The organism is Allobosea sp. 05T439 (assembly GCF_056396005.1).
In genome coordinates, this window is sequence record NZ_JBFTKP010000047.1 from 1 (window position 1) to 11416 (window position 11416).

Annotated in this window: 9 protein-coding genes; 3 read left to right on the forward strand and 6 right to left on the reverse strand. The window is 62.6% G+C overall.

Going from position 1 to position 11416, the window contains the following annotated elements:
* From AC1DIO_RS30775 to folE, 5 genes are all read right to left on the reverse strand, one after another.
* Nucleotides 1–1003 (reverse strand): tripartite tricarboxylate transporter substrate-binding protein (locus AC1DIO_RS30775; RefSeq protein WP_476854577.1); only part of this gene is annotated, 1003 nt, incomplete at its 3' end.
* A 218-nt stretch (nt 1004–1221) separates the two neighbouring features.
* Entirely contained in the window at nt 1222–1593 is a 372-nt protein-coding gene (locus AC1DIO_RS30780; protein ID WP_441508232.1) for a hypothetical protein, read from the reverse strand.
* Between the two features lie 57 nt (nt 1594–1650).
* Nucleotides 1651–4083 carry an arylsulfatase gene (locus tag AC1DIO_RS30785; RefSeq protein WP_476854578.1) on the reverse strand — a complete coding sequence of 811 codons (2433 nt, stop codon included), beginning with the start codon at nt 4081–4083 and terminating at the stop codon, nt 1651–1653.
* 457 nt (nt 4084–4540) lie between these two features.
* Entirely contained in the window at nt 4541–5050 is a 510-nt protein-coding gene (locus tag AC1DIO_RS30790; RefSeq protein ID WP_476854579.1) for a 6-pyruvoyl trahydropterin synthase family protein, read from the reverse strand.
* Nucleotides 5051–5062: 12 nt separating this feature from the next.
* A complete protein-coding gene (gene folE, locus AC1DIO_RS30795; protein WP_441508229.1) occupies nt 5063–5728 on the reverse strand; it encodes a GTP cyclohydrolase I in 666 nt (221 codons plus the stop codon).
* A 246-nt stretch (nt 5729–5974) separates the two neighbouring features.
* On the opposite strand from folE, the gene AC1DIO_RS30800 reads away from it, so the two are divergent.
* The 3 genes from AC1DIO_RS30800 (at nt 5975) to AC1DIO_RS30810 (ending at nt 10151) form a co-directional block, all read left to right on the forward strand.
* On the forward strand, nt 5975–6436 hold the full coding sequence (locus AC1DIO_RS30800; RefSeq protein ID WP_441508234.1) for a putative pterin-binding protein: 462 nt from the start codon (nt 5975–5977) through the stop codon (nt 6434–6436).
* Nucleotides 6437–6496: 60 nt separating this feature from the next.
* Nucleotides 6497–8893 (forward strand): putative bifunctional diguanylate cyclase/phosphodiesterase, encoded by a 2397-nt coding sequence (locus tag AC1DIO_RS30805; protein WP_441508228.1) that lies wholly within the window; start codon nt 6497–6499, stop codon nt 8891–8893.
* A gap of 523 nt (nt 8894–9416) precedes the next feature.
* On the forward strand, nt 9417–10151 hold the full coding sequence (locus AC1DIO_RS30810; RefSeq protein WP_476770547.1) for a hypothetical protein: 735 nt from the start codon (nt 9417–9419) through the stop codon (nt 10149–10151).
* 362 nt (nt 10152–10513) lie between these two features.
* Here the strand turns inward: AC1DIO_RS30810 and AC1DIO_RS30815 are convergent, their stop codons facing one another.
* Entirely contained in the window at nt 10514–11341 is an 828-nt protein-coding gene (locus tag AC1DIO_RS30815; RefSeq protein ID WP_441508226.1) for a class I SAM-dependent methyltransferase, read from the reverse strand.
* Between the last annotated feature and the right edge of the window lie 75 nt (nt 11342–11416).

An 11416-nucleotide genomic window follows, 5' to 3' on the forward strand; every position in this document is an offset into this window, starting at 1 on the left:
GCTGGATCCTGTGTTTGCTATGGCTGGGAGCGATCCCGTTGACGGTGGAAACCATCTGGATCAGCTTACTGCTGACGTCGGCGATCTGCCGGCGCGATGAGACCTGTTGGMCAAAGCCCAAAGCTGCTTCCCGACATAGGACGTTGTCGATCAGCCGTGCCGTGATCGCGGGGCTTTGCATGACGGCCACGGTGTCTGCGTGGATACGGTCGCGCAGCGCATCAGGCAGTCCGGCTGGGCCGACAATGCCATACCAGGTCTCTACCGAAGCGCCGGGGGCGATTTCCGCCATCGTGGGAACGTCGGGAAGGGATGGAAAGCGCTTCTCGGAGGAGACGGCGAGCGGCACGACCGAGCCGGACTGGATGGCGGCGATCAGGGCCGGCAAGCCCGTCGAGACCAGCTCGATCTGGCCGCCGAGGACGTCGGTCAGGGCGGGGGCGCCCCCGCGATAGGGCACATGGGTCAGCGTCAACCCACTGACCTTTGCCAGCAATTCGGCGACGAGATGGCCGGGCGTTCCTGTGCCCGCGGTGCCGAAACGATAATCCGTGCCGCCGCCTTGCTTCACCATCTCGACCAGCGTCCTGGTCTTCAGGGCAGGGCCGCCGACCAGCACCTGCGGTGAGCGGGCGATCAGGGTGACCGGCTTGAAATCCTTCAGCGGGTCGAAGAGCCGGCGCGTCATCAGGCTGTCATTGCTGAGCAGCCCGTCGCTGACGAGCAACAGCGTATATCCGTCGGGCGCGGCCTTTGCCACGCTGGCCGCTCCGATGTCGCCGGCTGCGCCAGGCTTGTTCTCGACAACAACCTGATGCCCCCATTTCTCGCTGAGAGCCCGGGCCGCGAGACGGCCGATCACGTCGAAGCTGCCTCCGGCGGGGAAGGGTACGACGAGCGTGACGAAGCGCTGCGGGTAGGGGTCTGACGCGTTGGCTCCCGTCCAGCCTATGCAGGCCAGTAAGCCCAATGCACCGGTAGCGACCAGCTTGGCCATCTTCATTGGCAGTCTCCCTTGAGCCGCAGCCTTGGTGACACGCAGTCATTATGCTATCAATGGGTCATGCCAATGACCTGAGGAATCATGCTTGTACTGCTCGGCGATCATGTCCTTGTGCTGCGCGACGATGACGACATCTAGGGCTTCGTGACGAGAGGGTTCGTGCATCTGCGCCGAACCCTGCGAGATTGGCCCAGACCGGCCGATATCCGGCCGTCTCCCTATCTCGCCGCGCGAACCGCCAGCGCGATCGACCGGAGCAATAGTGCGGTCAGGACGGCGTGGAAGATGACCGCTGGCCATAGCAAGACGCCGCCGGAAGCTCCGGTAAGATCGAGATAGGCGAGATAGAGTGCGACCGCGCCGCTATAGATCAACATGCCCAGCAGAGGCGGGCCGGGCCAGCAGGCGATCCCCAGTGCAACCAGGGCGATACCCGCAATGCTCGCGATCTGCAGGGCAGCCCCGTCCAGTTCCTCGCCGAGCAGCACTTGCGCGACGAATGAAGGCACGACCAGCAGCGCCAGACCGGTTGCGATCTCTGCCACGGCGGCGATCGTCAGCACGTTCTTCATCGCCTGGGCCCGGTCCATCTTGTTGATCGAATATTCGCACGAGAGGCACGGGAGCGCGCAGGGATCTGGCTGCGTTCACTGCACCGGCTCGAGCTTGACGGTCAGCTTCTTGATCTTGCCGGTGAACTTGAACGGTGGGTCATAGCGATGCTCCAGCAGCGCGACCCCGGTGCGGGTATCCAGGCCAACATCGAAGCTTTCGTCCTCGGGAAACGTGATCGGGATGGTGTGGTCCATCGATTTCCTGGCCACTTCCTGTCCGTCTACGGAAAGGACGCCGGTGCCGCCCTTGCCCAGGCCCGGGCCGTCGGATTTGAAGTCGAAGACGATGCTGTGTTTTCCCGGCGTCAGTTCCGGCCCTTCCCAGATCGTCCGCTGCAGATCGAGGAGATTGTAAAGGAACACAGGCTTGCCGCGGCCGATCCCCAATTCGCCCTTGCTGAGGAAGAGGCCATAACCACCGAAGCGTCCGCCCTCGGTCACGATCATGCCTTCGCTGCCGCCCTCGGGAATCTCAACCTCTGCGGTGATGGTGTACGACTTGTCGAGGATCCTTGGGGCAGCGCTCGGCGGCACACCGGACAGCTCTCCTGAATAGGTGAAGAGCGTTCGGCCCGCCGTCAGGCTCGGACGCGGTGTGTTCCAGCGCGCGAGCGACGAATTGTCGAGCGGCAGTGCGTCGTATTTCTTGGCTTCCGAATAGAACAACGCCTGCATCTGCTTGACCTTGTCCGGCAATTTCGCAGCCAGGTCATTGGACTCCGTGGGGTCCTGCCTGACGTTGTAAAGCTCCCAGTTGTAGCCCGTGATCACATCCGGAGGCGTGGCCGTGCTCAGTGCCCAGGGCAGGGTCGCCGGAGTCGTGGCCGCCACCCAGCCGTCATTGTAGATCGCGCGGTTGCCGAGCATTTCGAAATACTGGGTCTTGCGCCGGGATGGCACGGCCACACTCGCCTTGTCCCAGGTGTACATCATGCTGACGCCGTCGAACGGACGCTGCTTGATGCCGTCGAGAGTAGCGGGGGCAGCKACACCGGTCGCTTCCAGAATCGTCGGCACGATATCGATKATGTGGTGGAACTGCCGCCGGATGCCGCCCACATCCCTGACATGGCCGGGCCAGGACATGGCCATGCCCTGGGCCGTTCCGCCAAAGTGCGAGGCGACCTGCTTGACCCATTTGAACGGCGTGCTCATCGCCCAGGCCCAGCCGGCGGCAAAATGCGGAAAGGTTCGCTCCGAGCCCCAGAACTCGTACCAGAGCAACTGGTCCTTCACGGGCACTGCAACGCCGTTGAAGGTTGTGAACTCGTTCGGCGTGCCGTTGAGCATGCCCTCGGCGCTCGCGCCATTGTCGCCGCTGATATAGATGATCAGGGTGTTGTCGAGCTGACCGAGGTCCTCGACGGCCTGGATGACCCGTCCGATCTCGTGATCGGTATAGGCGAGATAGGCGCCGTAGACATCCATTTGCCTGGTGAAGAGCTTTTTCTCCTCCCAACCGAGCGAATCCCACTCCGGCAATTCTTTGGGCCAGGGGGTCAGCTTGGCCTCGGCCGGCATGATGCCGAGCCTCTTCTGGTTGGCGAAGATCGTCTCGCGCAGGGTGTTCCAGCCGCCGTCGAAGAGGTGCATGTCGCTGATCTTGGCGATCCACTCCGGCGTGGGATGATGCGGCGCATGCGTGCCACCGGGGACATAGTAGACGAGGAACGGCTTGTCCGGCGCGACCTCCTTGAGCTGCTTCATATGCTGGATGGCCTCGTCGGCCATGGCTGTGGTCAGGTTCCAGTTCGATGCGCCCTGGAACGGATAGATCGGCGTCGTGTTGCGGAAGAGATTTGGTTGCCATTGGCTCGCGTCTCCGCCGACGAAGCCGTAGAAATAGTCGAAGCCCAATCCGGTCGGCCATTGATCGAATGGTCCGGCCTGGCTCGCCTGGTAGAAGGGTGTGTTGTGGTTCTTGCCGAACCACGAGGTCGCGTAGCCATTCTCTCTGAGGATCGTCCCGATCGTGCCGTTCTCCTTCCGGATGATCGAATTGTACCCTGGAAACCCCGTCGCGATCTCGCCCACCACGCCGAAACCGGCGACGTGATGGTTGCGCCCGGTGATCAGCGCCGCGCGCGTCGGTGAGCACAGCGACGTGGAGTGGAAGTTCGTGTAGCGGATCCCGCTATTTGCGATGCGGTCGAGCGCCGGAGTTGGGACAACGCCTCCAAAGGTGCCCGGCGCACCGAAGCCGACATCGTCGGTCATGATGAGCAGCACGTTGGGCGCGCCCTTTGGCGGCACGATGCTTGGCGCCCACCAAGCCTTCGATTCGGAAGCCTTCTGGTTGATCACTCCGCCGAATCTCGGATCGKGGGGCGGCAACTGCTTTCCGTTAAGCGTCGTCGTCGCGCTTGGCGAACCTAGGGTGCCAGTGACTTGCTGAGCCAGTGCCGGCAGGCAGACCAGGGTGAGAAGGCTCGCGCCGGCGAGGGCGCTGCGACCGAGTTTCGCCATAGCAAACTCCCGCTGCCTTGAAGAGACCGGTACATCGCTGCGAAAAGCGCTCCCACCCGGGGGACCGCCCATCATGATCTCGGTTCAACTGGAGGTCTAGGCAGAATCGGACGCTTTGACCGCTGAATCCGGCAAGGAATGACCATGCCGCGATCATCCGGTCGACAGCATACCGGGTTCGGTCCCGATCCGGCATCCACGACCTGCTGTGACTTGTGTCGCGCGGAGGGGGCAATCCTCACATGGCCTGCGCTGAATGTGCCGTTGCGATCGGCGGCAGCCCGCATCGCCGATCAGGATGCGACGTCGGGGCTGAACCGTCTGCGCCTCCAGTGACGGATCTGCCCCGCTTCCCCCGGAAATTCGCCGGAGCCGATCCTCCGGATTGGCCTGAAAGCCGGTAGGTCGGGCCGCGATCTGGCCTGCGAATGGAGCGCCGGTTTTGAAGCGTCAGCCGTTAGCCCTGCCKACGCTCGAAGATCGCCGAGTTTCCGTCATGCTCGCGGACCTCGACCGATTCCAGCCAGACACGCTCGCCGATCTGATTGGCAAGCCAGGCCGCAACATGGTCGAACGTGTAGCGCGCTGTCGCCTCGCAGCCGACTGCGGGCATGATCCGCAGGTMGACAAGGCCCTTGTCGGCCAGCCCCTGGAACGCGTCGAGATGCGGGTCGTCGGCCGCGACGATCATCGTGTGGTCGAACATGTGCTTCAACCAGGTCTTKATCTCCTTCATCCCGCCGAAATCGAAGCACCAGTTGCGCTCGTCGAGCTCGTGGGTGGCGAAGATGAATTTGAAGGACAGCGCATAGCCGTGAACCAGGCTGCAATGCGAATGCGTTGCGCGCCATTGCCGGAAGCAGCAGGACAAGCCTTCGACGAAGTCATAGGTCTTGGTCGACCGATAGACGTCCCGGTGAACGATTCGCGAAGGCCTGTGGTCCTGCATCATTACCACGCTATCCATTGATTCGGGTCCCTACCGGCGTTCCAGGGATGTGCATTCCTGCAGGAATTCGGCCTTGTATGAATCGTTTGTGGCGAATTCGCCGTAGAATGAGCTGTTMACCATGCGGCTGGCATGACTGGCCCGAACGCCGCGATGAGTCTTGCACATGTGGACGGCGCTGATCCTCACCGCCAGGCCGCGGGGATTGGTGGTCTCGACGATATGCTGCTCGATCTGCTTGACCAGCTCTTCCTGAATCTGGAGGCGGGCTGCGAAATGCTGGATGATGCGATCATATTTCGACAGGCCGATGATCTTGCCTTCCGGTGACGGCAGGACGCCGATGAAGGCCACGCCATAGATCGGCATCAGGTGATGGGCGCAGGTCGAGCGGACATCGATCGGGCCGGTGACGATCAGCTGGTCATAGCTCGTGGCATTGTCGAACTCGGTGATCTTCGGCGGCGGGTTATAGCGGCCGTGCAGGAGTTCCTCGACGAACATCTTGGCGACCCGCGCCGGTGTATCGCGCGTGTTATGATCGTTCTGGTGGTCGATCTGCAGAATATCGAACAGCTCTTCGATCTTCTTCGCAGCCGCGGCCCGCATGTCCGCCCGCTCGGTCTTGTCCAGGTAGCCCTCGACCGCGTGGTTTCCGAGGCGGGCTGAATTCGATAGGCTATTCGCTCGTGACATGTTGCATCCAGATGCCTTCGTGGGCGGTAGGGGTCGCACGTGGGTCGGGTTAGTACGTCAAAATCGCAGAGGAATTCGCGGGGTTCTTGTGTAAGTATATCAATAATTTAACCGAGTTCCGCTTTAGAGGTTTTTAATGGCCGGCTCGTAGGATTTCGAGCTTGGACCGATCGGGAGCCCCTCATGTCTATAGACACATTGCGACGTGGAATCACCCTGGGCGCGATCTCGTCCATTGGTCTGCTCATGGCCGGGACAGTCAGCGCCCAGACCTTGGCCGCTCCGACGGACAAGGTCATCCTGACGATATCCGGAAAGATCTCCGTGACCAATAGCGGGGATTCCGCACAGTTCGATCGCGCCGCGCTCGAGGCGATGGGCCTCATGACAATCGAAACCAATACCCCGTGGTACTCCGGACCGCAGAAGTTCGAGGGCATCTCCCTCGATAAACTGATGAAGTCGGTCGGCGCCAAGGGCGACACCGTTCAAGCGATCGCACTCAACGACTATACGACAGAAATACCGCTCGAGGACTTCGCGAAGTACAACGTCATCCTGGCGCTGAAGCGCAACGCTGAATACATGCCGATCCGGGACAAGGGGCCGCTGTTCATCGTCTATCCCTATGACAGCAACCCTGAGTTGCGCAGCCAGAAGTTCTACAGCCGCTCGGCCTGGCAGGTTTCAAAGTTGATTGTCCGCTAGGGAGAGGGTAGATAATGGCAACTGTCTAGCATCTGTGGGAGAATCTGCCGGGATTAACTCATGCTGAAGATGCGGAAGATAGAAACCTTTCTCGGGGCCGTTCTTGTCGGCCTCGTTTTGTCTGCATTGTATGTATCAAGTCTTATCGTCGAGCAGCAGAATCTGATCCGACAGACGGCGCGTTACAATGTAACCTGGCTTGCGAGCCAGTCCGTCGTCGAGCTCCAGCGCTTCCAGGAGCGCGTCGCCAGCTTCAGCATTCCGTCCAGCAAGGTCGACGCCGACGAGGTGGCGCTGCGCTATCAGATCCTGCTCAACCGCCTCAGCCTGCTCAGCTCCGGCGAGTTCGAGGAGTTCGTCAATCAAGGTGCCGACAGGCGCGCGACCGTCGATGAATTCCGCCAGGCCCTGGCCGAGATCGAACCCTGGGTCGACCATCTCAACCCAGAGAATGCCGCGCGGATCCGTGCGCGACTGGCGCCGCTCGACCAGAAGATGTCGAGCCTTGCAGCGGCGGCCAACCGCATTTCCGGCGATCAGGTCGATGGCGATCAACGTGAGCTTCTGAGCCTGCACTGGTTCTTCTCGGGCATCATCGTGACGCTCGTGCTGATGTCGCTTGGCCTGGTCCTGCTGCTTCATTTTCGCAACCGGCTGCTCAATCATGCCCATCGCGAGATGCATGTGCTGACCGACGGGCTGAAGGACGCGAAGGGCGAACTCGAACGCGCTAATGAGGACATTTCCAGCAAGAACGACAGCCTGAAGAATCAGAACGAGATGCTGGTGCTGCGCGACATCGAATTGCGGACCCAGAACCAGCGCTTCGATGCGGCCTTGAACAACATGTCGCAGGGATTGCTGCTGGTCGACGGCGAACACCGCCTGATCGTCTGCAACGAGCGCTTTCGCCAGATGTTCGAGCTGCCGGCGTCGAGCACCAAGCCGGGGGCGAGTCTTACGACCGTGGCTGACGAGCGCTTCGCTGCCCTGCTCGCCCATCAGAAGGCCATTGCGTCGGGACCGCGATCGGCGACGTTCTCGTTCGAGCTGGCCGCCGGCACGGTCTGCTCCGTCTCGCAGCAGCCGATGCCGGATGGCGGCTGGGTTGCGACCTATGAGGACGTGACCGAGCGCCGGCGCTCGGAGGAGCGCATTGCCTATATGGCGCATCATGATGCGCTGACGGATTTGCCGAACCGCGCCCAGTTTCGCGAACATCTGGAGCGCGCGCTCGAACTTCATCACGGCGAGGCCGGCAGTTTCGCCGTGCTCTATCTCGACCTCGATCGTTTCAAGACCGTCAATGACACGCTCGGTCACGAACTGGGCGACGCGCTGCTGAAATCCGTCAGCGTCCGATTGAAGAAGGCGGTCCGCGGCAGCGATATCGTCTCTCGCTTCGGCGGCGATGAATTCGCTGTCCTGTGTCGCGGGTACCCCGATCTCGACGAGCTTCGCCGGATCGCCTCCCGCATCGTCGAACGCATGGGGCAGCCTTTCCGCATTGCCGGTCGCGACATCAGGATCGGGACCTGCGTCGGCATCGCGATGGCCATCAAGGATGGTAGCGATTGCGATTCGCTGCTGCGCCATGCCGACATGGCGATGTACGCGGCGAAGAATACCGGGCGGGGGACCTACTGTTTCTATGAGGCCCCCATGGAAGAGCAGATCGACGCGCGGCGCGCGCTGGAAGATGCGCTCCGTCGGGCGCTCCAGGAAAACGAACTGGAGGTCTACTACCAGCCCATCGTCAATCTGAAGCGGATGGAGATCGTCAGTTTCGAGGCGCTGCTGCGCTGGACCCACCCGGTCCGGGGGGCGATCTCCCCAGCAGAATTCATCCCGGTCGCCGAGGAGACCGGGCTTATCGTGACGATAGGTGAGTGGGTGCTGCGGCGCGCCTGTGCCGATGCGGCGCAATGGCCGAACGGCACCCGGGTATCGGTCAATCTGTCGGCCGTCCAGCTCCGCAACGACGACTTCGCCCAGATCGTGTTCAGTGCGCTGGCTGGCAGCCAGCTGCCGGCTCATCGGCTCGAACTCGAGATAACCGAATCCGTGCTGCTTCAGGACAGCGATGCCACGCTCGCCGTGCTGCACCAGTTGCGCCGCTTCGGCATCCGCACCTGCATGGACGATTTCGGCACCGGCTTCTCCTCGCTCAGCTACCTCAGAAGCTTTCCCTTCGACAAGATCAAGATCGACCGGTCGTTCGTCAAAGACATGCATGTGCAGGAGGATTGCCGCGCCATCGTCACCTCGATCGCCCATCTCGGGCAGAGCCTGAACATGACGACCACCGCCGAGGGCGTCGAAACACGGGAACAGCTGGAGGCGGTCATGGCGGTGGGCTGCACCGAGGTGCAGGGCTATTATTTCGGGCCACCGACCCCCGCGGCGGATGTCGCGCAGGTCTTCTCGCGCCTGGAGAAGATGCGTCTCGCGGCCTGACGCCGCAGGCCGCCTGCCAGGGAAGCGGGCGACATCGCGCCGCTGCCACCCATCCCGGCACAGGATCCGCTCCGGCCGATGATCCTGGCGGCCACGCAGCCGTCCTCCCGGCCAGGCAGGCGGCCCAGCCGAGGCGCCGCCGCCGGCCGGCCAGTCCGCCGGAGACAGCGCACCCTCGCGCATCCTTTCCCGCGACCGCGCCGCCTCGATCCTGCCCGGGAGGCAGGGGCTTGAGCCTCATCCTTCGAACGGAGGATGACGTTCGCAAGGCTCCTTCCTAGTTTCCCAAGGCTGCCTCAAGCGCCGCTTCGGCGAGGCCAGGCAGCAAGGGAATGGCCGGATTCCGTCTGGGGCCGAAGCCGATCTGCGTCGGGCCTGGGTGGGGAGGGGCAGGCGAAATGCCGTCGATCCATGGAATGCACGCACGGGCGGGAATGGCCAGGCGCGGGGACCATGGCGCAGCCAAATGCCCTGAAGTCAGTGCTCGGTTCCCGGGCGCCCAGGCAAGACGGAGAGGCTCGCGATGATCCTGGAGATGTTTGGGCCTTCCGGCGCCGGAAAGACGACGATGGTTTCCGCCCTGACCGCCCATCTGCGCGGCCTCGGCTATGTCGTAAACCCTCGGATCGGTGTGCGAGCCCATCCGCTGAGGCGCGGCATTCTCAAATGTCTGGCCAGCGTCAAGCTGCTCAGGTCCGCCGGTCCGGCCGCTGGCGTCGCGGAGCTCTTCCGGATCCTGCCACCGAAGGACCGGCTTTGGTTCATTCGTCTGTATTGGCACCTGGCCCTGCTCCATCACGAATGGACGGCGGCGCAAGCCTCCGATGCGATCACGATCTTCGATCAGGGCATGGTGCAGGCAGTGGCCTCGCTCATCCTGCTCAGCGGCATAACCGACCGCGACCCTGTCGGACGCGCGCTCGACATCGTGCCGAAGCCGGACCTGCTCGTCCGCTTTGAGGCGCCACGCCCCCTCCTGGAGGAGCGCCTTCGGGATCGCTGGCGGAAGATCGGCCCGCTTCAACGCTACCTCGAAATCGACCTGCAAGGCAGCCTGGACCACGTCGACCATGTCGACCTGATCTCCGACATGGTCAGCGCACGCGCGCTCCCCATGATCCGGATCAGCAGCATCGATGCCCCGAGCTGCAATCTGTCGATCGACCGGATCACCGCCGAGGTGCAGGCCAGGATGCGCCCATCGCGCGTTGTCGCTGAGGAGCCCGCAGCACGTGGTTATGCGGCGCTCTCACATTAGTCTATCCGATCGGATATCCCGCTTTCCGTCCGATGATCCAACCCTCTGTGAGTTCACCGGCTTTGCCGAAAACCGCAACCCGGTTCCCGGGCCGATACTGTAGCTCAGGCGCCGGGGCGGGGGATCGGCATTGGCTGGGGTGACCTAAGCTGCCGGCCGCGGTGGAGGTCGCCGYGATCACCGGCCCTGTCGTCGAGGCTGTCGCCCGCGACATCCCGGATTTCACTCGGAGTGCTGTCGCTGTCCGGGCCCCACCATCGGGCCCTGGCAGCGCCCGCGCCACGCAACTTCAGCTTCGACAGGCGGGAAAACGCAAGGAGGCCCGCGGTTTCCCCGCGAGCCCATGCACAAGCTCATCGGCGTCAGACGGAAGCGCTCCGTCCCGATTTGAGCTCGGTCGGGCGCAATGGCGAGGACACGGTGTCCCCAGGTTCGGCCACGGCGGCAGACGCCCGTTGCAGCATGCCGAAATAGTGCGATCGAAAGGCGGGGAAGAATGTCAGCGCCGGATAGAGCGGGTCGGTGAGAGCGCCGAGACGGTAGGCAATGGGGGGAATCAGCGTTTTCGAGGCCAGTTCACTCTCGAACTCGGGAAACAGGTCCTGGATGTGGCGCCGTGTCATGGCCCTGACATTGCGGTTCCAGGGATTGGGATAGCGCATGTCATACCAGATGATCACCCCGTTCGGGGTCAGGACGCGATTGATCTCGCGCGCCACGTTCCTGGCCATGAGGGGGCTCAGAATCGAGGAGAACATCGTGAAGACCAGGATGAAATCGAAATGCTGGTCGGGAAACGGTACATTCTCCGCATTGGCTTCCGTGAACGACACGTCCGGGCATTTTCGTCTGGCGGTCGCGAGGGCTTCCGGAAGCAGGTCGATCCCGAACAGGCGGTCGTTGGGAAAACCGTAGCGCTGCAGACGGCGGACCAGATCCCCCGTCCCGCAGCCCAGGTCCAGGACACGATATTGCTTGAGGGGAGGGGCAGCCTCCCGATCGAGCAACCTGTACAGGGCGACATCGCGATCGCGCACCATGCGCAGGCGCCCGGGGCGTCTCTCCCTGTCCGGGTTTCCGCGATCTCTCTCCGCATATTTCGCATAGGCGGATTTGATGCGCTCGACCTCGGCCGCCGTTGAGTGATCACAGATATCATAGCTGAATGGACGCATTTGAACGACCGGCATCGCAATCTCCCAGGGTGAATCGCCGATGGCTTCTCGCCTGCGGATGCTTGGGGGCTTGTCACCCGCTCCAGGCGT